Origin of the sequence: Lentilactobacillus kisonensis DSM 19906 = JCM 15041, assembly GCF_001434135.1 — a bacterium.
Lineage (GTDB): Bacteria > Bacillota > Bacilli > Lactobacillales > Lactobacillaceae > Lentilactobacillus > Lentilactobacillus kisonensis.
Genome location: NZ_AZEB01000034.1, coordinates 1 through 22,270 on the forward strand (window position 1 = coordinate 1; position 22,270 = coordinate 22,270).

Consider the following 22,270-nt stretch of genomic DNA (forward strand, 5'->3'; position numbering starts at 1 on the left):
CTAATTCAGCTGCTTCAGCAGCGGCTGACCGAGCCACCTCTGCGGCTAGTGATGCCAAGATTGCCAGTGACGCGGCTTCTAAAGCGGCCAGTGATGCGAGTGCAGCCAGCGATGCGGCTGTGAAGAATCCAGCAGCGCAAAGTGACGCGAATAAAGCCGCCAGTGCGGCGAGTGATGCTAAAAAAGCCGCCGCTTCAGCTGTATCGGATGCTAATCAAGCAACGAGTGCCGCTAATTCTGCCGCCAGTGCGGCCAGTGATGCCCAAAGTGCTGCGGATCCAACCAGTGATGCGGCCAATGATGCGAAGACTAATGCGGGTACAGCAACGACAGGTGCTAAAGACGCTAATGATGCCGCCAACGATGCGGCCGCCAAGAATGCGGCTTCGGATGCGGCTCATAACGCCAGCACCGCTAGTGACGCCGCTTCCAGAGCCGCGAGTGATGCCTCAAAGGCTAATAGTGATGCAGATATCGCCAGCAAAGCGGCCAGTGACGCTTCGAATGCAGCCAGTGATGATGTTAATGCAGCCAGTGATGCTAGTGCAGCTAGCAAAGCAGCCAGTGATGCAAGTAGAGCCGCCAGCAATGCCTCGAAGGCGGCTTCGGCTGCCAGCGAGGCGGCTTCTGATGCAAGTCGGCTGGCTAGTGATGCCAGCAAAGCAGCTAATGAAGGTCGAGCCAGCGATGCAAGTAAATTCGCAAATGATGCTTCCAAAGCTGCGAGTGCCGCTAGCGAGGCAGCTAGTGACGCCAATAGTTTTGCAAGTGATGCCAGCAGAGCAGCCAGTGATGCCAGTAAAGCTGCTTCGGCTGCTGCCTCAAAGGCGGCAAGTGATGCTGCTAGAAATGTGATACCAGCTACATCGGACGAAGCTGCTAAGAGTGCATCTACTAATACAAGTAACTCTGAAGAGGCAACAAAATCCGAAGATGCTGATACAGCTTACTTGACCCTTACTGATTATCACACTAGCCTTAAGACTAAATCAGTCTTGACTAAGCACGGCCTTTACCGTTACAGCGGAAAGAAGTTTGCGACTGCTAAGAGGCTCGGTTATGTTGCTAAGGGCTCGGTTCTGCATGTGGTTAAGATCGTGAAGAGTGGTAAGACAACTCGATTTATTCTTAGTGATGGTTCATACGTGACTGCCCTGAAGTCATTTGGCGAGTTTATCTCGATCAAACCAGGTTACAAACTCGATGCCAAGGGAACGTTATATGTTTCTTCTAAGAAGGGTATCTATGAGCATACTGGCAAGACATTTAAGCATGCCAAGAAGGTTCGCTACCTAAAGAAGGGCGCCGTCATTCATGTTAAACGAGTCGTTAAGAGCGGCTCAATAACTAGGTTCCAGTTGACAAACGGTCGTTATGTTACAGCTAAAGCATCAATGGTTAAGCAACTTAGAAAAACTTATAAGAATTTCAGATATGCTGAAACGAAAACTGTAAAGGTTGTGAATGCTAAGGGTGTTTATCAATACAAATCAGCAGACCTTAAGAAGCGTAATCGGACTGTAACTCTCAAAAATGGGACAGTCCTAAAAGTTAGTGGGATTGTTCTGAGCGGTAATAAGGCTCGTTTCCAATTGACAAATGGTCGGTACGTAACTGCCAATGTTAAATTTGTTAAAAATATTTAATACCTGTAAGCAAAATGCATAATGTCAGAGTTTAGACTGTTTGAAGATGACTTCAAGCGATATAATTATGATGTATGACATAGTTGTTTACTTGGATATCCGGTTTGAGTTATAGATTCAAATCGAAAAAACAGGCGAGGCAACGTTCTCGTCTGTTTTTATACATAACTTTATTTATGGAGGGGAATTTATGTACTATTTTATTAATACGACAGTCCCCATGCAGCAATCCGGTGTTGGTCATGCTCAAATGAAACGGTTTGACCTGTTTAAGAAGCATGGTATGCCGGTCAAAATCTTAACAACTAATTTTGATCGTTCAGTAGTGCCGGCCTTGAGACATGCTGGGGTTGACAACAACCATGCCGTTAATATGTTCGACTTCTTTGGTGGTACTGAAAATGTTGCAACTAAGAATTTTGGGATTAAAGAACTTGGATTATCAGATGCATTCAACATTCAAAAGACTGAAGATGGTCATTACGATGTCTTTCATGATAAACAGCGAATGATGCAAATTAGTATGCGAACTGATAACCCCAACAATATTGATGCCGTAACCTACTATGATTCACTTAAACGGGTGATCGAGGTTGATTGGTGGGATCCACGTGGTTATCGATCCTTGCAGCAGCTATATGATCATAAAGGTAAAGTTCGTGCTGAACGGGTCTTTAATGATAAGGGTCGCATGTTTTATGAAACTTTCCACTTTGGTAAGCAATACGATGAAATTGATAATAGTCTTTATCGGATTCAGGGGTTTAACGGGAATGACTGGGAATTTGACGGGTTTAAAAATATGGTTCAATTTTTCTTGGATGAACTAGTTAAACGAGATCAGAAGGAGGGTATCAATGATATCTTTGTAAGTGATGCCAGCTTGGAACTATCTTGGCCAATTCTCCAGATGCATGAACGGGCATTTAAAACGATGCAGCTTCACAGTAATCACACCAATGATCCGATTGAAACACAACATTCTGGGTTGAATTACAACTATGAGTATGCGATGAATAATTTTACAAAGTGGCAGGGGATGATTGCCCCAACCGCTACTCAGGCCAAAAACGTTGAGCGACGTTTTGGAGACAAACCGAGAACGTATGTGATTCCCGTTGGGGTTGTGCCGGACGAATTGATGAACAAACCCAAGCAGGAATTTAGTAAGCGGCAGAAAGGTAAGGTTGTCATGATTGCCCGCCTCTCCCACGAAAAGCGAATTGACCATGCCATCAAAGCAATTGCCCAGGTTGTTAAGAAGGTGCCGGGAATATCATTGGATATTTACGGCTATGCCAATGATAAGTCTGGTGATCAAGCGAAGAAATCAGTTAATGATCTGAATTTAAAGAAGGTCGTCACATTCAAGGGGTATACACAAGATATCAGTGCCGTTTACGACAATGCCCAACTTTCAATCTTGACGAGTACCGCTGAGGGGTTGCCGCTATCTTTGATTGAGGCGCAATCACATGGTGTGCCGTTAGTTTCCTACGATATTAATTATGGCCCTCGAGACATTATTAATGATGGCAAGGATGGCCTACTCGTTAAGCCTGGCAATATCGATGCAATGGCCGATGCAATTATTAGGTTGATGAGTGATGATCAGTTACGTGAACAATTTAGCGATCAAGCTTATGAATCCCGCCATAAGTATTCTGAGGATAACGTCTGGAAGCAATGGCTGATTATGGATGCAGATGCTCAGAAATACTTTGAAACAGTTAAGGAGGATCAATAAGCGATGTATTACTTTGTAAACGAATATTTATACCCAATGAACTCAGGAATTGAACATGCCGAATTTAAACGGCTTAGTTTGTTCAAAAGCATGGGAGTCCCTGCAAAATTAGTGACTCGTGAATATGCGCCTCAATTGCATCGAACAATGGAAAAGTTTGGTTTGCAGTCCAATGACGTTGTCAACATGTTTGACTTCTTTCAAGGGGCCGTTAATCGTGAAACAAAAAAAGCGTTGATTAAGGATGCCCATATTAATCCAACCTACGAAATTGATCCTGATTCCTCCATTAGTAAGGTTTATCGGGCTAACCTATTGAATAACCGTGTCATTTTTATGGGTGGTACGTTTGGTCAACTTGATACCCGAGAATATTTTGATAAATATCAAAACTTCATCAAGGCAGAAATGTGGGACTGGCGCGGATTTAAATCGTCTGTTAAGTATTATGATGCCGATCGCAAAGTTATTCGTGATGAATATTTGGATGTTGACGGTAACGTTGTGATCGAAGCATCATATGGTGGCGAGGATACATCCCAAGCTGACATGACGTTTATCAAGTTGGTTAATTACAAGGGTCAAGATTATTTCTTTGGCAATATTGACGAGCTCTATGCCTTTTTCCTGAATGAACTTGATAAGAGTGAGACACCAGGACAAAATACCTTCATTGCTGATCGCCCATTGACGACTTACAAACCAGTACTAAATATTGATAGCAGCTCACGTAAGTACATCTTTATGCCGATGATTCAAACTGACCAAAAGTATTCGCTGGCGTTGGGACAACTGAATGATATTTATACGTATGCGTTTGATAAAAATAATATTGAAAAATTAAGCGGAATTATTGTGGCCACTAAGGAACAACAAGAGGATGTAGCCGAACATATCGAGAAAAAAATTGGGGTAGCCACACCTGTATTAACATTACCAGCAGCAACGGTCGACGGTGTTCAGAAACCTACTGCCGAAAAGCAGAACCAAATCATATTCGTTGGGCGGCTGGGTAATGATAAAGGCATTATTCGAATGATTGAGACCTTCAAAGAAATTCATAATCATGAAAGTGATATGAAGTTTCTGGTTTATGGCTATGGTCCTGCTGAAAAGGATGCCAAGCAGAAGGCTAAGGATCTAGGAATTGACGACGTGGTTGAATTTAAAGGTTATCAGATTGACTTGTCCGATGCTTATTCCGCTTCTAAGCTATTTATCACACCAACTCCAGTCGATATTGAACCCTTGGCTTTGACGGAAGCTGCTAGTTATGGCTTACCACTGGTTGCTTTTAATATTGCTTATGGGCCAAGTGAAATCATCCGGGATGGCTGGAATGGGCTGCTATTCAAAGATGGAGAAACTAAAGAAATGGCTGAAGGAATTGTGGCTTTACTACGAGACTCTGATCGAATGGCCGAATATTCTGAAAATGCCAAAAAGACTGCTAAGAAATTTAGCAACGGCGAAGTTGCCAAAGACTGGCAAAAAACGATTGTTAAGTAGAGAGAAGCGTGAAATGTTTGGCTGATAATGTTTTGGTGACCGGAGGAGCTGGATTTATTGGCTCAAATTTGGTACGCGACTTGATTAAAAAAGACAATAGTGTGACCGTGGTTGATGATTTATCGATGGGGCGATTATCGAACTTGCCTGAATCTGATCAGCTGACCTTCTATCAAAAATCGATCACTGACCGAAAGTTCATGGACGAATTATTAATTAATCGTCAATTTGACTATATTTATCTTTTGGCTGCTGTTGCCAGTGTTGCTGATACAATTAAACGGCCTGAAGTGACTCACCAAATTAATCAGGATGCCAATTTATGGATTATGGAGACTCTGAGAAGAAATCAATTACGTCCTAAAAAGGTTGTATTCACATCTTCCGCAGCGGTTTATGGCGATGATCCACTACAACCCAAGAGCGAACAATCACGGATTGTACCGTTGTCACCATATGCGATTGACAAATTTGCTTCCGAGCGGTTTGTGATCGATTATGGCCAACTGTATGGGCTGAATACTGCAGCAACTAGGTTCTTTAACGTATATGGACCGCGGCAAAATCCTAGTTCACCATATTCAGGGGTATTGTCATTAATCACACAGCGGCTGCAAGACAATCAGATATTTACGCTATTCGGGGATGGCACCCAATCACGAGATTTTGTCTATGTAGATGATGTCATTTTAGCATTGCAATTAATTGCCGATATGCCTGAATCGAATGGTCAAGTGTACAACGTGGCAACAGGCCATTCTGCTTCTTTAATAGAAACCATCCGGATTTTTGAGAAAATTTCTGGGGATACCTTAAAGATTGAGTTTGCTGACTGCCGTTTAGGTGATATTCAACGGTCTGAAGCGGATATTTGCAAATTACGCAAATTAGGATATGAACCTAAGTTTGATTTGGAGACTGGATTACGTAGATATTGGGAATTTAATCAGAATTATTAGCATTGACGGCCGGAAACGTTTAAGAATGGTTTCCGGTTTTTATGTACAAAAAAATCCCACACCACTTGGGCATGAGACATCATCTTTAAACGATCAGCTTACTTCTTATCTGGTCGTTTTTCATTTTTCCTTTTCTTGTCCTTATCCTTTTTATCATGGCCTAAGAACTTGTCACGTTTATTATCTGTTGGATCCATTTCAGCAAATTTACCAAACATTGCGTCCAAGTCGTTTTGACGATTGACCTTAAGTGACATTGGGTTCATCTCCTTATCTCGTTTACGTCATCATAATAGCAAAATTAAGGGGTAATGTCATCTTTATTGGTTAGAGTGCGGAACCAAGCGGTTAGAGACTGGAACCTAAGTTTTCTCCGCCAGAAATTCTGGGCTTGGATTTTTGGTGGAGAAGGCTTAGGTGCAAGTCTCTGCTTGGTGGAGCACGTTTCAACTATGTTGCCAAAAGCAGAAAATCCCAGGTTTGGATTTTTGAGCGGAGTCAGGTGGTTAGAAGCCGAATGACCATACTTCAATGAATGAGTGGACGACCAATTCCAGGGAGAGTTCGAATGCTTGATAAAGTTGCTTCTGTACAAGTACCTTTCATTGGAAACGGACAATTATATACAAAAAAACCGTTTTCATGAATGACAGATGTATAAAAACAACTAATTGTAGGAATATATTGCATAAATTATAGAATTGGTGTAATCTAGTTGTTATTATAAATTCGAGAGAGGGAAAGTTAATGAAGAAGAGTGTCAAGACAATTATTCAAATTGGGTTACTACTATTAGCGTTGGTTACTTTTACGGCGTGGCAAACAAGTAATGCTTCTGAAGCGGATAACGCATTACAGCGGGTTAAGCAGCGGGGCGAGTTGATCATGGTTACGAGTCCGGATTATCCACCGTATGAGTTTCAAGTGAATAAAAATGGTAAGAGTCGAATTGTTGGAATGGATATTGACGTGGCCAAAAAGGTTGCCAAGGATCTCCACGTTAAGCTTGTGATCAAAAGTATGAATTTTGACTCATTGCTGGTCGCAATTCAGACTGGTAAAGCGGATATGGCTATTGGGGGGATTAACCCAACAGCTGCTCGACGACAGAGTGTTGATTTCTCAAAAATTTATTACTCTGGTGGTCAAAGTTTCCTAATTAATTCAAGTGATGTTAATAAATATAAGAGCGTGAAGAACCTTAAAGGGGCAACAATCGGCGCCCAAACAGGTACTTTACAATATGGGCTCGCTAAGAAAAAGATTCCAAATTCAACCGTCAAGGGAATGGATAAGTCTACTGACTTAGTTTTAGCGTTGAAGACGCATAAGATTGATGCATTGGGAATTGAGAAGCCCAGTGCAGAAGCTTATGTCAAAAATGACCCGAGTTTGAAAATGATTTCTTCGGGGTATCATTTGGACAAGAATGAAGTTGGCGCGGCAATTGCATTTAAAAAAGGCTCTGGCAGCTTAGTCAACGCCGTTAATAAGAGCATTGACCAGATTCAAAAGCAACATTTGACAGATCAATATTTAGCTAGTGCTGGTAAGTATATGAAGGTTAATACCGTCAATACGTCAATGTGGCATTACTGGACGTACTTCGCTAAAGGGGTTGAATATACGATCCTGATTTCCGTAGTTGCGACGTTCTTTGGGGTCTTAATTGGGGTTGTCTTAGCGTTGATGCGTTTCAGTAAGCAAAAATGGCTCCGAGGGTTGGCGATTAGCTATACCGAATTTATTCGAGGGACACCATTGATGGTTCAGGTAATGTTTGTTTACTTTGGGATTGGCGTCGTGATTAATATTCCAGCGTTAATTTCAGGGATGATTGCCGTCTCCCTGAATAGTGGTGCTTACGTTGCTGAAATTATTCGTGGGGGGATTAATTCGGTTGCTAAGGGTCAAACCGAAGCGGCAGAAAGTTTAGGGTTGTCCAAGGGTGATATGATGCGTTTTGTCGTGTTACCACAAGCATTTAAAAATATTTGGCCAGCGCTTGGGAACGAATTCATTTCCTTAATTAAGGAAAGTTCAATTGTGTCAATCATTGGGGTTACTGATTTAATTTACCAGTTAAACATTGTGCGGGCCGATACGTATCGTGGGGTTATTCCGATTTTCGTTGCCATGGTCTTATACTTCATCATGACGTTTGCACTGACGAGACTTCTGAACCATTACGAAGGGAAGATGAAACATGCAGGATAAAACAATTCTTGAAGTGAATCATTTAAGTAAGAAATTTGGTAATACTGATGTTTTAAAAGACATCGATGGAACCGTTAAGTCCGGTGAAGTGATTTGTGTTATCGGGCCGTCGGGTGCCGGCAAAAGTACCTTCTTACGTTGCTTGAACTTATTGGAGAAGCCGACGAGTGGCGAGGTTAACTTTGAAGGAACGGACTTAACGAGCGTTGACGATAAGCATTTAGTAAACTTGCGGGAACGAATGGGAATGGTATTCCAGAGCTTCAACCTATTTCCAAATATGACCGTGATTCAAAATCTGAAATTAGCACCAATGCGGGTTAAGCACGTTTCGGATGAAGAAGCTGAGAAAACGGGGATGCATTTACTGGGATTGGTTGGCCTTCAAGAAAAGGCGCATGTTTATCCAAGCAGCTTATCCGGTGGGCAGCAACAACGAGTGGCAATAGCAAGGGCGCTTGCTATGAACCCAGAGGTAATGCTCTTTGATGAACCAACCAGTGCCCTTGACCCGGAAATGGTCGGTGAAGTATTGGAAGTCATGCAAAAACTCGCCAACGAAGGAATGACGATGGTCGTGGTAACGCATGAAATGGGATTTGCCAAGGAGGTAGCCGACGAAGTGTGGTTTATGGCGGACGGCTATATACTTGAAAAAGGCAAGCCGGAAGATCTGTTTGATCATCCACAGAATGATCGAGCGAAGGACTTCATCGGAAAGATTATTCAAAATGTGTAGTGAGCGAAACAAAGCAAAATTGTGACTGAATATTTGTTAAGGGAAGATACGGTTTTGGATTTATGAGAACTGAATCCCACACATAGATTCTAGCTCCAACACTCGCAATAATTACCAAACTGAGTCACTGCTGCAAAGTGCAACGTGTAGCAGCTTAATAACGGTAGATATGTGAAAAGCTTCAAGTGGCTGCCCTAGCCATTTGAAGCTTTTCATATCCATTGAGAGGGTCTTAATTTGGGCATTACTGATGACTAACTTTAGAACGCGGCCCAGTATCAAGTAACTGCAATGAGGATTATTGCCACATACAACTATCTTAGATAAAAAGGCCCATTTCGTTGAACAGAACATATATTCGAGTTATAATTTTAGGGTGAATATTTTGAAAGGGGTGAGCTTTGTGGCAAGTGAGTATCTGGAACATAAATTGTCGTTATTACCTGATTTGCCGGGGTGTTACCTTATGAAGGACATCAACGGAAAGATTATTTATGTCGGCAAAGCTAAGAACCTCAAGAACCGGGTCCGTTCATATTTTAAGAGCAGCCACGAAGGCAAAACGGCCCGGTTGGTATCGGAAATTGCTGATTTCGAATATATTATCGTTTCAAGCGATAAAGAAGCTTTTTTACTCGAAATTACGCTCATCCAAAAGCACCGGCCATATTTTAATATTAAATTAAAGCAGGGAAATAATGGCTATCCCTATATCAAGATTACGAATGAACGTGATCCGCAAATCAAAATTGTTAACTCGCTGTTAAAAGATGGCGGGTATTATTTTGGTCCCTACCCGAACGTTTATGCCGCCGAGGAGACGGTTAATTTTCTTCAAAAGGTTTATCCATTACGTAGGTGTAACGGTTTTCAGAATCGGCCGTGCCTATACTATCATATGGGCCAGTGCCTTGGTGCCTGTTTTAAAGTGGTACCAGAAGAAGAGTATGCGCGTCAAATCAAGCGGATCAAGTCATTCTTGAACGGAAACGTCGCGCATGCGAAGCAACTATTGACAGCGAGAATGCAAAAAGCAGCTGCTAACATGGAATATGAACGGGCAGCGGAAATTCGGGACTTAATTAAATACATTGAGATTACTGTCGAAAAGCAAAAAATCATTTCAAACGATAATACGCCTCGAGATATTTTTAATTACTATATGGATAAGGGATGGCTTTCGATCCAGGTCTTCTTTATTCGCCAATCTAGGTTAATGAAGCGGGAAAAACGGTTATTTCCAATTATTGATGATCCAGAAGAAGAAATGGTTAGCTTTATTTCACAATTTTATAAACAAAAGAACCAGATTTTACCAAAGGAAATTTTAGTTCCCAAGTCGTTGCCGGTTGATGTGATTAGTCACGTGGTTGAAGATGTACCTGTTAGGACCCCGCAACGGGGACAAAAGCGTGACTTGCTAGAAATGGCGGGTAAGAATGCGCAACTTGTCTTAGAAGAGAAGTTCCGCTTGTTAGAGCTTGATGAAAGTAAAACAACTGGCGCAATGAAGGAATTGACTGATGCCATGGGAATTGCGCCAGGTCACAAGATAGAGGCATTTGATCATTCGCATATTCAAGGAGCAGACCTCGTTTCAGCGATGGTTGTTTTTGTTGACGGCCAGCCAAACAAGAATTTGTATCGAAAGTATAAACTAAAAACGGTTGACCATGCTGACGAAGCTGCCAGTACGAAAGAAGTTATTAGGCGGCGGTATACAAGGCTGCTCAAAGAACATGCTGAAATGCCAGATTTAATTTTGATGGATGGCGGAACAATTCAAATGAACGCCGTTAAGGATGTTCTGGTTAATGAGCTTAATTTAAATATCCCAGTTGGTGGGATGGTTAAAAACGAGCACCACCAAACGGCTGACTTGCTGTTCGGAAATGCCGACACGCCACTTCGATTAGATCCAAAGAGCCAGGGCTTTTACTTACTGCAACGAATTCAAGATGAAGTGCACCGGTTTGCAATTACGTATCATCGAAAAGTGCATACAAAGAATTCTCTGAGTTCTAGGCTAGATGCGATTGCTGGGGTTGGCCCTAAAACTAGAAATAAGTTACTACGAAAGTTTGGATCACTAAAAAAGATCTCCGCAGCAACGATTGATGACATTCGGGCACTTGGCATATCGGAAACCACGGCGCAAACCATTAAGTTTTCGTTGAGTAAGATTGAAGAAGAGCGGAAGGTTACCAATTATCAGGATAAAAAGCTGACTCACTGATCAAATAGTTAATTAAGTTATCAATTTTTCGGAAACCTTTGACCTAAGGGGCTAAAGTCGGTATACTGCATAAGTATCTAAATGGAAATTCGAAATTGTAAGGGTTAAATGAAATGGTGAAAACATGTTTGTTGATCAAGTAAAAATTGATGTTAAGGCTGGAAATGGTGGCAATGGCATGGTCGCATTTCGGCGTGAAAAGTACGTGCCAAATGGTGGCCCAGCCGGCGGCGATGGTGGCCGCGGCGGTAACGTTATTTTTAAGGTGGATTCTGGAATGAACACCTTAATGGATTTTCGGTATCATCGGAAATTTAAAGCCAAAAATGGTGGCGGAGGCGCTAACAAGTCTATGACCGGTCGTAGTGCGGATGACCTGGTCATTCCGGTGCCAGAGGGGACAACGGTTACGAATACGGAAACTGGTCAGGTGATCGGTGATTTGACTAAGCCTGATCAGGAATTGGTCGTTGCCAAAGCCGGCCGCGGTGGTCGGGGCAACATTCATTTTGCCAGTCCAACGAATCCCGCCCCAGAAATTGCTGAGAATGGTGAACCTGGTGAGGAAGTTTCGCTGCAGCTTGAGTTACGGGTCCTTGCTGACGTTGGGTTGGTTGGATTCCCATCAGCTGGTAAATCAACCTTACTTTCGGTTATTACGTCTGCTAAGCCCAAAATTGCTGGTTACCACTTTACAACGTTGGTTCCTAATTTAGGGATGGTTCGGCTTGACGATGGCCGTGATTTTGCCGTTGCTGATTTGCCGGGATTGGTGGAAGGCGCCTCTAAGGGGGTTGGCCTTGGATTCCAATTCTTAAGACATGTTGAGCGTACCCGGGTTATCTTACATTTGGTTGATATGTCAGGAATGGAGGGGCGGGATCCTTACGAAGACTTTTTAGCAATTAATAAGGAACTCTCTCAGTATGACCCCAAAATTTTAGAACGACCGCAGATTATCGTGGCAACCAAGATGGATTTACCTGATTCTCAAGACAATTTAACAACTTTCAAACAAAGCCTTGAGGCGGATGCGACTGGTAACCAAAAAGTGCCAGAAATCCTACCGATCTCTTCCGTTACGCATGTGGGATTAACTGACTTAATTAGAAAAACGGCTGATTTATTGGATCAAACTGATGTTGCTGATATGCAACAACCTGAAAATACCACTAAAGAATATGATTATCAGCTAGATCAAGCCAATGACTTTAACATTTCGTATGATAAGGAATATGAATCATGGGTTATTAGTGGTGATAAGATTGAAAAGCTCTTTAAGATGACAGATACCGCTCATGATCAAAGTATGCTGCGATTTGCTCGGCAGATGCATGGCATGGGGATTGATGACGCTCTTAGAAAAGCGGGCGCCAAGGACGGCGATACAGTTACAATTCTAGACTTTTCGTTTACTTATGTAGAATAAGGCAATTAAAGATAAGACAGGGAAGATTTCGATGCAACAAGCACACGTACAAAAAAAGGGAAAAAGACTTAAAAACAGCCGCTATATTTCTGGATTTGATGGCATTCGGGCTTTAGCCGTTGTTGGGGTTATCATTTACCATCTCTTGCCATACAAGCTTCAGGGAGGTTATCTGGGGGTGCCGATCTTTTTTGTTGTCTCCGGGTATTTAATTACTGACCTGCTTCTTCAAGAATGGGAACAAAATGGCCGGATTGATTTTTGGGGGTTTTATGCGAGACGCTTAAAACGCTTATATCCTGCACTTGTATTTATGCTGGTGGGAACCGGCACATACATAACACTTTTTCAACGCTCGTTATTAACTAATTTACGGTCAATTATTACGACTAATCTGCTGTATCTGTATAATTGGTGGGAAGTTGGGCATGGGCAGAGCTACTTTGACCGGTTCAATGGTGAATCACCATTTACCCACTTATGGTCACTTTCTATTGAAGGCCAGTATTATTTAATTTGGCCTTTAATTTTAATTGCATTGGTATTAATTATCCGTAAGCGGCGAACAATTGCTTATTTGTTATTCGCGTTAGCAGCGGTCTCAGCCATTTTGATGGGGGTTCTGTATACGGGTCCTAACACCTTGAACCGAGTTTATTACGGCACCGATACGCGGATGTTCACGATCATTTTTGGCGCCTTGCTGGCCGTTGTTTGGCCGTCAACCCACCTGCGGGAAAAGGTGACTGCTCGGTCGCGATGGACGCTTAATATTATTGGAATTGTTGCGTTCATCGCGATGGTTTACATGTACTTTGAACTGGCTGGACAGAACACGTTTACCTATCGTGGTGGGATGTTTATCATGGCACTGGCATCGACTGCGCTCATTGCAGCCTGTGCACATCCTGGATCAGATATTAACCGCTGGCTGACCAATCCCGTGTTTTCTTGGATCGGTACCAGGAGTTATGGCATTTATCTGTATCAATTTCCAGTGATGATTTTTTATGAGATGCGGATTAAGGATATTGCTAATCATCCATTAATGCACGCAACAATTGAGATTATCCTGATTATGATAATCAGCGAATTATCATATCGATACATTGAAGCACCGCTGCGGCACTACCGTTACCGTAATTTAGGCAGGTCGATTTATGAGTTTTTCCAGAAGGATTCTGTGTATGGACTCAAAAGACTTTGGGTGATTCCAGTTGTTTTATTAATCGGAATTTCTACCTATGGTAGTGCAATTGCGCCAACCAAGGATGCTAAGAATGTTTTGCAGGAAAATATTTTGCAGAACCAAACTAGCGCCAGTGTTCAAAATAAAAAGGCATTAGCAAAGCAAAAACAAGCTCAAAAAGTTGCTGATAATAAGAGACGAATGAAGAAACTTCTCAATAAGAAGCTGACCCATAAACAATATGTAATTGCTAAGAAGTATGGGTTGACTAAGCGAGAATTTTTAACCGTTCATCAGCAGCCGCTAACGGCTATTGGTGATTCAATTCTTGCCGATAACAGTAAGGATCTTCAAACCGTTTTCCATCAAGCATACGTTTCTGCCGCAGTGGGCCGTCAAATTTGGCAGGCTGGTGATGTTCTGAAATCCCTGAAGAAGAAGGGGGAGTTAGCCCCTAACGTGTTGGTGAACTTAGGTACTAATTCGCCGATGACGCCAGCTCAAATTGACTCGGTTGTAAATGCGGTCGGGAAACATCATAAGATTTTTTGGGTGAATTGCCACGTTCCAACGCGTAATTGGGAGACTGAAGTTAACCATACCATTCAGGGAGCTTCAAAGAAGTATCCTAATTTTTATGTGATTGACTGGCATGGCTATAGTGCTAACCGTACGAGTTGGTTCTGGGGTGATAACGTTCATCCTAACCCTCAAGGAAATGTTCACTATACGCAGTTAGTTGCTAAGCAGATGAGTAAGCATTTAAAAATTAAATAAATTAAAAACAATCCAAGACTAATTCAGTTAGAAACTGGTAATATATATCAGCTTTTAACCGAATTAGCCTTAGATTGTTTTTTGATTGCTAGTAGAATTGCCATGCTAAGTGTGATTCAATTGTAGCTCGACTTGATCGAACTGGGTTAGCCTTAATTCAAATTGACGCTTAACAGTCGACTAGGCCCTGATGATACTTTCTTCCCGTTGGTAGTATAAATCGAGCCAAAATTAATTGATAGCTTCTTAGTTGGTTTTGACTGATAATCGTAAAGATAGCCATTCATGACAAACGTGGCTGACTCGTTGGCGGGAATTTTATTGCCAGCTGAAGAGTCAGAAAGTTGATCTGCGGTTGTCAGCGTTTGGCCAGTATCTGTTTTGACCGCTTGAACGCCATTTAAAGCAATCTGGAAATGATGGTTATTAGTGACGGTATAATTAAGGACAAAGGTATAATAGATGTCTGGAATGTGATTGATATTCAACACTTGCTCAGCAGCTGTCTTTGCCTCAGGCGTTTTAGCGGTATTTTTTAATACCCGTACCTTATCAATTTTATAGCTGACATTATCTGACGATAGGTTGAAATTACTCGTTGCAACGTTGGCAAGTCGTTGTTCGGTACCAAAGCGGTCATAGCTAAACTGCTTGGGAGTAGTCAAATTGCCATCCTTAACGTAATCTTTATCATCAGCAACTTTCTTAGGTACTTTGTACTGATAATCTCCTAAACGCTTAGCAGCGTGGTTTTTTTGTGATGTAGATGATGAGGCTGAACTACTATTTTGCATGTTAGCGCTTAGTTCAGCCTTCTCCTTTGATTGATTTTTTTGGTTACCGCAGCCCGCAACACCAACGGCAATAAATGCACATAAAATAATGATTAATCGACGTTTTTTCATATTCAATCCCTCTAATAGAACACTATTGATTTATTAACAATTCTAAACCCAAATATCAATTGATGGTTATTTGCCGTTCTCAAATCGACTTGGGGTGATAATTGGCTGGTCCTTGTCATGAATTGGTCTAATGTTATTGTAGCAAATTGTGAGTGAGATTGGGAATTTGTATCCAACAACAGGGAAGTTTTGTCAATTGTGAGTTGGTTAATTGGAACATAATGATGAGCCTTTGCCACTAGGAGCGTCAATTTAGGATCCAAATGACTACTGGCGCGATAAAATTCATCTAAGTTCATCTTCTGTTCCTCCTTCCTCATTAGTATTTTACTCGTTTTATGATACAATTGAAAAGTGATTTTCGAAGATAACGATGAATAAGGATGATTGCTGTTTGTTGACTACAATCAGCTAAAGTCGCTGATTTCAACTGATTTGGTAAGACTGAATAGTCATTTTAACGTTGATTAAAGCGTGTTGATGAAGGTGGTACTTGCAATCTTTGGGGCGTTATTTTTAGCCTGTTATTACTTGAGAGACGCTTATAATAAGGATAACCATTTTAATGATGCCCATCGTTGGATTTGTGTGTTAGCTTCGGATAAACCGATTTTAAAGTTAAGGAAACGATAATAATGCAAATTGAATTTTTAGGAACTGGAGCAGGTTCTCCAGGTAAGTTTCGTAATGTTTCAAGTTTAGCCCTCAGACTTCTGGATGAAATTAATTCAGTGTGGCTATTTGACGTTGGAGAAGGAACCCAGCACCAAATTTTGCGGTCAACAATCCGTCCCAGAAAAATTGATAAGATATTTATCACTCATTTGCATGGCGACCATATTTTCGGCCTGCCTGGCTTATTAAGCAGCCGTTCTTTTCAGGGTGGTGACGGGCCGTTGGATATATACGGGCCTAAGGGAATCAAAGAATATGTGAGCGTTAGCTTGCGAATTTCAGAAAGCCGGCTCGCGTATCGGATCACCTTTCATGAATTACCGAAGAATACAAACGGATTAATTTTTGAGGATAGTAAATTTTCCGTATACGCCGCCCCACTAGATCATCGGATTACCAGTTTTGGTTATCGGGTCGTTGAACATGACCATCCAGGTGAATTGATGGTTGATAAATTGGCTGAGCTTGGAATTCCGTCTGGTCCGGTTTATGGGCAGCTTAAGCGGGGTGAGACCGTTAAGCTTGCCGACGGTCGAGTCATTGATGGTCAAAAAATGATTGGCCGGGCTCAACCAGGGCGGATTGTAACGATTATTGGTGACACTCGAAAAACAGAAAATGCGGTTAGGCTCGCTAAAAATGCGAATGCATTGGTTCACGAGAGTACGTTTGGTAAGGGTGAGAATAAGCTTGCCAAGAACTACTACCACTCAACCAATACTCAAGCTGCCCAGATTGCTAAGCGGGCAAACGCTAAAACGTTACTGTTAAACCATATTTCAGCACGCTATACCGGCAAGATGGCTCATGAGTTGGAAAAACAGGCGCAAACAATTTTTCCAGCTACTAAGGTCGTTAAAGATTTCGATATTGTCGATATTCCCTTTAAAAAGGATTAACAATACTATTGGAGGAATGGGCAATGAAGAAACAAATCACAACCATTGTGAGCATTATTTTAATTATCATTATTGCATTGTTTGCGTTGATTAATTTTGAATCAGTAGACGTTAATTTTGGCTTTACGTCCGTCCGTATTCCCCTCGTTTTACTAATTTTGTTTTCTTTACTAGTGGGTGCGCTCATTATCTTCCTGCTTTCCTCAATTTTAAACGTTAAAAAGAATCGTCAATTTCGTGAATTAGAATCCCAAAGCCAGCAAAAACAAGACGAACTGGTCAAACAGATTGAAACGTTACAGACGAATTTAAAGTCTTTGGAAACCCGGCTAAAGAATTCTTATGGTAAACAAGAAATTGGGACTAAGGATCAACAAATCACCAATTTAGAAGCTGAAATTAAAAAACTGTCAGACGAATTGTCACAAAAGTAAGGTAGCGTGTTTTAATGATTGAATCAAAATATGATTGGCAACTTAATCAAATAAGTAATCAGGACACCGTCACGGAATTGGCTAAGAGTGTCGGAATTGATGAATTTGTTGCAAGAATTCTAGTACAACGTGGAATCGATTCACCAGCTAAAGCTGAAACGTTTTTAAAGCCATCGACTGAAAACTTTCATGACCCTTATTTGATGCATGATATGAAGAAGGGTGTTGACCGGATCCAACAAGCAGTTGAAAAGGGTGAACACATCACTGTTTACGGTGATTATGATGCTGATGGTATTACTAGTACAACGATTATGTATGAAGTGTTAATTGATCTGGGCGCAACCGTCGATTACTATATTCCCAATCGATTTACAGAGGGGTATGGTCCCAACGTTGCTGCCTATCAAAAAATCATTGCTAATGGGACGACGTTAATTATTACAGTCGATAACGGGGTTGCTGGCAACGAGGCAATTGCGGCGGCCAATCAATTAAATTGTGACGTGGTTGTATCTGATCACCATTCATTACCCGAAGTTTTGCCTGATGCTTATGCCATTATTCATCCCCGGGTAAAGGATGCGGATGGACATACTTATCCCTTTGGTGATCTATGTGGGGCCGGGGTGGCTTTAAAAATTGCGACCGCTTTGCTTGATGAATTACCAACGGATTTAATTGATATTGCTTCAATTGGAACGGTTGCCGATATTGTTTCTTTAACTGATGAAAACCGGGCCATTGTTAAGTTTGGCATTCAAGCAATTATGAATAGTCAGCGTCCTGGCTTGTTAGCCTTAATTAAGGAAGCTGGCATTCAATTAGACCGGTTTGATGAACAAGATATTGGCTTTGCCGTTGCCCCCAGGTTAAACTCGCTTGGAAGAATGAAGGATGCTAATGTTGGTGTCGAGTTATTGTCCACGTTTGATGAAGATCGCGCTGAAGAATTAGCAAAATTTGCCAATCATCAAAATGAGTTACGTAAATCATTGGTTGATCAATTTTATAAACAGGCTGTCGATCAGGTTACGGCTTCAACAAGTGAGAATCTGTCGACCTTAGTCGTTGTTGGCGACAATTGGCACCAAGGAGTTCTTGGAATTGTTGCGAGTCGATTAGTTGAAAAATATCAACGGCCAACTTTAGTGTTGACCACACAAGATGGCACTGATGAAGCTAAAGGGTCGGGGCGAAGTGTCCCTAATTTTGATTTGTTTGCGGCGATTGACCCCATTCGTGACCAATTGGTTGCTTTTGGGGGGCACCATTCTGCTGTTGGCTTGACTGTCAATAAGAACGTGATTCAGAAACTGCGCGACCAACTTGAAAAGGCTGCTGGTAAACAGCACCTTGACTTGTCCATTAAGCCGACACTTCCGATTGCTGGTCAGATTGCGGTTAAACAAATTACGCCTGAATTTATGGATAAATTGAAGGCTTTGGCACCGTTTGGTCAGGATAATGCTAAACCAGTTTTTGAGGTTAATTATGACCAAGTTCAAAACGTTAAAACGATGGGTAAGGGGTCAGACCATCTAAAGGTTGTTCTTAGTCAAGAAAATACACAGTTAACTGCGGTTGCTTTTGGTAAGGGAAATTTGGCAACTCAGATTAAGCCAGGCAGTAACCGTTTGAAAATCGTTGGTGAAATTGGCGAGAATACTTGGAATAATCGGACCACCCTTCAGTTGATGGTTGATGATTTAAAACAAGCTGCTGACCCGGTGATTGACGAACGTACGCGAGTTTTGCACGAGCAAATGTTCACGGACGACGGCACTTATGTTTTTTTCCATGAAAGCATGTATACTCAACTCAGAGGGTATTTTAAAGGTGACGCTAAAGCAGTAATGTATAGCGACTTAATTAATAATGATACCCACGATGAACGACTATTTGTGGTTGATTGTCCGGACGTTATTGATGATTTGACCAAGGTTCTTAAAAGTTGCCATCCCAAGATAACGGTTCTTTATTTGTACAAAAAACAGTTAGTTTCTAAAATAGGGATGCCAGATCGGAATTCTTATGCTAAACTATTTAGGTTCGTAAAAGAGAACCCCAATATTAATATTGCGACTCAGTTGAAGCGCGTATCTGAGCACTTGCATATTGCTGCTCGAACAATCATTTTTATGATCCAGGTATTTCTTGAACTGGATTTTATTACGGTAAATGACAGGGTTGTTAACATGAATCCGCATTATGCGCCTCATGATTTAAAGTCTGCTCCTAGCTATCGACTTCGCCAGGAACAGCTGAAGACTGAAAAACAACTCTTAGTCACTGGTACGCATGAACTGGTTGATTTTATCAAAGATTGTTTGGACAGCTGATGAAAGGAAGAAATACTATGTCGATCGATTTTTCAAAATATATTGCATCATATCCAGACTTTCCGGAACCAGGCATCTTATTTAGAGATATCTCACCATTACTTGAAAATGGTGAGGTGTATCGTGCGGCTACTGATAAAATTGTTGAGTTTGCAAGGGAACGTAACGTTGAAATGATTGTTGGCCCCGAAGCCCGTGGCTTTATTGTTGGTTGCCCGGTTGCTTACAAATTAGGGGTGGGCTTTTCGCCGGCTAGAAAGAAGAATAAATTGCCTGGGGAGACCATTGAAGCAACCTATGGACTAGAATATGGGAAAGCTTCACTGTATCTTCGAACAAATGCGATTAAACCTGGCCAACGAGTACTGGTAACTGATGATTTATTGGCTACCGGGGGAACCATCGACGCAACAATTCGCTTAGTTGAACAATTAGGTGGCATTGTTGTTGGAACGGCATTTCTGATTGAATTGTCAGATTTAAAGGGCCGTGAAAAAGTTAAAAATTATGACTTCTTTACACTACTAACGTATTAAATGATTTAAGCCGTCGTGTCAGCTGAATGCTGGGATGGCGGTTTTTGCTTTAATTAAAGCTAATTGGGATTGCCTACTATCCAATAGAGGATTGCACTGATAACGCACCGCTCATTTGATCTAGTCAATCAAATGGGGATTTTTGTTTTGTAGGATGACTTTGTTTGTAAAAAAGTATGGATTTAATGAACAATTGTTCGAATATTCGAGGGAAGCGCGGTTGGATTGTCTATATTCCTGAACAGTCAGGTCTGTTTGAAGATTCTAACTTTAGTGGGAAATAGTAAAATTCACGTCAAGATAATGCAAAATGTTTGAGTGGCGTTTGATAATGAACTTTGCCAGTTAAGCCGCATTATACATTCATTCTAATTGGAGCTGGACTTAAACAAGGGCAGAAAATTAATGTTCTGTATATGTAGAAAATGACTGTCTATTATAAATGTTACTGACCTTTCTCAAGCCATTCTCGGTTTATTTGTTTTTAGTGGATTTTAATCTGTTTTCAAAATAAAAGTACTGTAACCATAAGGTATACAGCACTTCTACATTTTTTGTTTTACTACATAAGGTGAGTACAGGATTTGAACCTGCGCGCCGGTATTAGCCGGTTCGCCGGATTTCGAGTCCGGTGCATTACCACTCTGCCAACTCACCAGAACAAAGACAATTATATCAATTGTCTGGCAACTTGTAAATTGTTCATTCCTTGCTTGGCGCAAATTTTGTTTTAATATAGCCAATAACGGCCGGAATGAGCGAGATAACGACGATTCCAATGATGACCATTGAAAAATTATCTTGAACGACGGGGATGTTACCGAAGTAGTAACCAGCACCGCAACAGATAGCGACCCAGACAATACATGCGGGAATATTGTATTTCGCAAATCTTTGATATGGGAAGTTACTAGTTGCTGAAACGAATGGGATTAGTGTACGGATGATTGGCATGAATCTGCCAAGAAAGATTGCCATGGCACCATATTTTTCGAAGAATTCTCTGGCTTTGTTAAGATCCTTCTCCTTTATAAATTTCCCAAGAATTCTGTGCCGTGGGATTAGCTCGCCAAATTTACTCCCAAAGAAAAAGTTGAGTGAATCACCAGCAATTGAAGCAACTAGGAATAAGACGATGAAGATGCCGACATTCAAATTATAGGTTGCGTTTGCGGCAAGTGCGGCAGCTGCAAACAGAAGTGAATCTCCAGGGAGAAAGGGGAGAATGACTGCTCCGGTTTCAATGAAGATGATGGCAAATAGTATTAAATAAGCAGAATTTCCAAAAGTGTTAACGATATTCACCAAGTGATCGTCAATATGGAGAATAAAGTCGATTAATGTACTCAAAAAATCATTCCTTCCAAAATTATTATTTTGATTCTATCAGATATATCTATATTCAGCTAATGTTGTCATCTAACTTTACTAAAAAGCAACTTTTGTTGTGACAATTAGGGTTCCGGGTTACAATATTATTCAGAAATGTGATGGGTGGTGGGCTTTATGGATCTAAAAATTGGCATGAAAGTGCATGGTGTTGTTACTGGTGTCCAAGCATATGGCGTATTTGTTGATGTCGGTGACCATAATCAGGGGTTAATTCATATCTCTGAATGCCAATCTGGATATGTGGATGATATCAACAAGCTATTCAAGGCTGGACAAACGGTTGAGGCTTTAATTATTGATATTGATGAATACACTAAAAAGATATCTTTATCGACTAGGAGCAAAAAAATTGATGAAACTGTCCTGAGCAGAACTAATCCGCAGCGATTGAAGCATATCTATTACTGGACTAATTATCGTATTGATTTAGGCTTTACTACTGTTGCTAAGTATCGCCAAAGTTGGTTAGAGGAAGCAATTAAAAATTTTGAGTAAAAAGTACTTGACCGTCTCTTTATATCTTGGTAAACTATTATCCGTTGTCAAATGTTCAATCAAGTCGAGATATAAAAAGTATTAAAAAATAACTTGATTTAAGATTGAAAGTCTGATAATATTAAATAGTTGTCAAAAGCGATA

General features: G+C 41.2%; 18 protein-coding genes and 1 tRNA gene. 14 read left to right on the forward strand and 5 right to left on the reverse strand.

The window, feature by feature from the left end; translation table 11 throughout:
* The 4 genes from FC98_RS14880 to FC98_RS12085 all read left to right on the forward strand — a co-directional run.
* The coding region (locus FC98_RS14880; RefSeq protein WP_235803630.1) for a DUF5776 domain-containing protein at nt 1-1,646 on the forward strand (1,646 nt) is incomplete at its 5' end.
* Nucleotides 1,647-1,836: 190 nt separating this feature from the next.
* A complete protein-coding gene (locus FC98_RS12075) occupies nt 1,837-3,393 on the forward strand; it encodes a glycosyltransferase (RefSeq protein WP_054655884.1) in 1,557 nt (518 codons plus the stop codon).
* 3 nt (nt 3,394-3,396) lie between these two features.
* Complete coding sequence (asp1, locus tag FC98_RS12080) at nt 3,397-4,902, forward strand: accessory Sec system glycosyltransferase Asp1 (RefSeq protein ID WP_040470753.1); 1,506 nt, start codon at nt 3,397-3,399, stop codon at nt 4,900-4,902.
* Nucleotides 4,903-4,910: 8 nt separating this feature from the next.
* A complete protein-coding gene (locus tag FC98_RS12085) occupies nt 4,911-5,861 on the forward strand; it encodes an NAD-dependent epimerase/dehydratase family protein (RefSeq protein WP_056949636.1) in 951 nt (316 codons plus the stop codon).
* Between the two features lie 98 nt (nt 5,862-5,959).
* On the opposite strand, the gene FC98_RS15000 is transcribed toward FC98_RS12085, so the two are convergent.
* Nucleotides 5,960-6,118, reverse strand: coding sequence for an SPJ_0845 family protein (locus FC98_RS15000; RefSeq protein WP_169788694.1), 159 nt, complete (start codon nt 6,116-6,118; stop codon nt 5,960-5,962).
* Nucleotides 6,119-6,608: 490 nt separating this feature from the next.
* Here FC98_RS15000 and FC98_RS12095 point away from each other — a divergent pair, with 490 nt between their 5' ends.
* From FC98_RS12095 to FC98_RS12115, 5 genes are all read left to right on the forward strand, one after another.
* Nucleotides 6,609-8,078, forward strand: coding sequence for an ABC transporter substrate-binding protein/permease (locus tag FC98_RS12095; protein WP_056949637.1), 1,470 nt, complete (start codon nt 6,609-6,611; stop codon nt 8,076-8,078).
* Nucleotides 8,068-8,817: an amino acid ABC transporter ATP-binding protein gene (locus FC98_RS12100; protein WP_008855570.1), complete on the forward strand. Its 750-nt coding sequence runs from the start codon at nt 8,068-8,070 to the stop codon at nt 8,815-8,817. Before FC98_RS12095 ends, FC98_RS12100 begins: the two co-directional genes overlap by 11 nt.
* A gap of 403 nt (nt 8,818-9,220) precedes the next feature.
* Nucleotides 9,221-11,053: an excinuclease ABC subunit UvrC gene (gene uvrC / locus FC98_RS12105; protein WP_056949638.1), complete on the forward strand. Its 1,833-nt coding sequence runs from the start codon at nt 9,221-9,223 to the stop codon at nt 11,051-11,053.
* Between the two features lie 124 nt (nt 11,054-11,177).
* On the forward strand, nt 11,178-12,482 hold the full coding sequence (obgE, locus tag FC98_RS12110; RefSeq protein WP_054655878.1) for a GTPase ObgE: 1,305 nt from the start codon (nt 11,178-11,180) through the stop codon (nt 12,480-12,482).
* A 31-nt stretch (nt 12,483-12,513) separates the two neighbouring features.
* The gene (locus tag FC98_RS12115; protein ID WP_054655876.1) at nt 12,514-14,448 is read left to right on the forward strand and encodes an acyltransferase family protein; all 1,935 of its coding nucleotides are present in this window, start codon (nt 12,514-12,516) and stop codon (nt 14,446-14,448) included.
* A gap of 152 nt (nt 14,449-14,600) precedes the next feature.
* Here the strand turns inward: FC98_RS12115 and FC98_RS12120 are convergent, their stop codons facing one another.
* Nucleotides 14,601-15,353, reverse strand: a complete 753-nt coding sequence (locus FC98_RS12120) for a hypothetical protein (RefSeq protein WP_056949639.1) — start codon at nt 15,351-15,353, stop codon at nt 14,601-14,603.
* Nucleotides 15,354-15,364: 11 nt separating this feature from the next.
* Nucleotides 15,365-15,652, reverse strand: coding sequence for a hypothetical protein (locus FC98_RS12125; RefSeq protein ID WP_040470755.1), 288 nt, complete (start codon nt 15,650-15,652; stop codon nt 15,365-15,367).
* Nucleotides 15,653-15,988: 336 nt separating this feature from the next.
* Between FC98_RS12125 and rnz the strand changes: the two genes are divergently transcribed.
* The 4 genes from rnz to FC98_RS12145 are packed head-to-tail and all read left to right on the forward strand — an operon-like array spanning nt 15,989 to nt 20,239.
* Entirely contained in the window at nt 15,989-16,927 is a 939-nt protein-coding gene (rnz, locus tag FC98_RS12130) for a ribonuclease Z (protein WP_008855578.1), read from the forward strand.
* A 23-nt stretch (nt 16,928-16,950) separates the two neighbouring features.
* Nucleotides 16,951-17,361 (forward strand): lipopolysaccharide assembly protein LapA domain-containing protein, encoded by a 411-nt coding sequence (locus tag FC98_RS12135; RefSeq protein WP_008855579.1) that lies wholly within the window; start codon nt 16,951-16,953, stop codon nt 17,359-17,361.
* Between the two features lie 14 nt (nt 17,362-17,375).
* Nucleotides 17,376-19,703, forward strand: a complete 2,328-nt coding sequence (gene recJ, locus FC98_RS12140; RefSeq protein WP_008855580.1) for a single-stranded-DNA-specific exonuclease RecJ — start codon at nt 17,376-17,378, stop codon at nt 19,701-19,703.
* A 17-nt stretch (nt 19,704-19,720) separates the two neighbouring features.
* Nucleotides 19,721-20,239, forward strand: coding sequence for an adenine phosphoribosyltransferase (locus FC98_RS12145; RefSeq protein WP_040470757.1), 519 nt, complete (start codon nt 19,721-19,723; stop codon nt 20,237-20,239).
* 569 nt (nt 20,240-20,808) lie between these two features.
* On the opposite strand, the gene FC98_RS12150 is transcribed toward FC98_RS12145, so the two are convergent.
* Nucleotides 20,809-20,896 (reverse strand) — tRNA-Ser (locus FC98_RS12150).
* Nucleotides 20,897-20,941: 45 nt separating this feature from the next.
* Entirely contained in the window at nt 20,942-21,589 is a 648-nt protein-coding gene (locus FC98_RS12155) for a VTT domain-containing protein (protein ID WP_056949640.1), read from the reverse strand.
* Nucleotides 21,590-21,745: 156 nt separating this feature from the next.
* On the opposite strand from FC98_RS12155, the gene FC98_RS12160 reads away from it, so the two are divergent.
* Nucleotides 21,746-22,126 carry a CvfD/Ygs/GSP13 family RNA-binding post-transcriptional regulator gene (locus FC98_RS12160; RefSeq protein ID WP_008855583.1) on the forward strand — a complete coding sequence of 127 codons (381 nt, stop codon included), beginning with the start codon at nt 21,746-21,748 and terminating at the stop codon, nt 22,124-22,126.
* Nucleotides 22,127-22,270: the final 144 nt, after the last annotated feature.

Bases quoted from the DNA above. Each gene is read 5' to 3' on its own strand.
- FC98_RS12075 (WP_054655884.1), top strand. From the start codon at position 1,837: ATGTACTATTTTATTAATACGACAGTCCCCATGCAGCAATCCGGTGTT.
- asp1 (WP_040470753.1), top strand. From the start codon at position 3,397: ATGTATTACTTTGTAAACGAATATTTATACCCAATGAACTCAGGAATT.
- FC98_RS15000 (WP_169788694.1), bottom strand. From the start codon at position 6,118: ATGTCACTTAAGGTCAATCGTCAAAACGACTTGGACGCAATGTTTGGT.
- FC98_RS12095 (WP_056949637.1), top strand. From the start codon at position 6,609: ATGAAGAAGAGTGTCAAGACAATTATTCAAATTGGGTTACTACTATTA.
- FC98_RS12100 (WP_008855570.1), top strand. From the start codon at position 8,068: ATGCAGGATAAAACAATTCTTGAAGTGAATCATTTAAGTAAGAAATTT.
- obgE (WP_054655878.1), top strand. From the start codon at position 11,178: ATGTTTGTTGATCAAGTAAAAATTGATGTTAAGGCTGGAAATGGTGGC.
- FC98_RS12115 (WP_054655876.1), top strand. From the start codon at position 12,514: ATGCAACAAGCACACGTACAAAAAAAGGGAAAAAGACTTAAAAACAGC.
- FC98_RS12120 (WP_056949639.1), bottom strand. From the start codon at position 15,353: ATGAAAAAACGTCGATTAATCATTATTTTATGTGCATTTATTGCCGTT.
- FC98_RS12125 (WP_040470755.1), bottom strand. From the start codon at position 15,652: ATGAACTTAGATGAATTTTATCGCGCCAGTAGTCATTTGGATCCTAAA.
- rnz (WP_008855578.1), top strand. From the start codon at position 15,989: ATGCAAATTGAATTTTTAGGAACTGGAGCAGGTTCTCCAGGTAAGTTT.
- FC98_RS12135 (WP_008855579.1), top strand. From the start codon at position 16,951: ATGAAGAAACAAATCACAACCATTGTGAGCATTATTTTAATTATCATT.
- recJ (WP_008855580.1), top strand. From the start codon at position 17,376: ATGATTGAATCAAAATATGATTGGCAACTTAATCAAATAAGTAATCAG.
- FC98_RS12145 (WP_040470757.1), top strand. From the start codon at position 19,721: ATGTCGATCGATTTTTCAAAATATATTGCATCATATCCAGACTTTCCG.
- FC98_RS12160 (WP_008855583.1), top strand. From the start codon at position 21,746: ATGGATCTAAAAATTGGCATGAAAGTGCATGGTGTTGTTACTGGTGTC.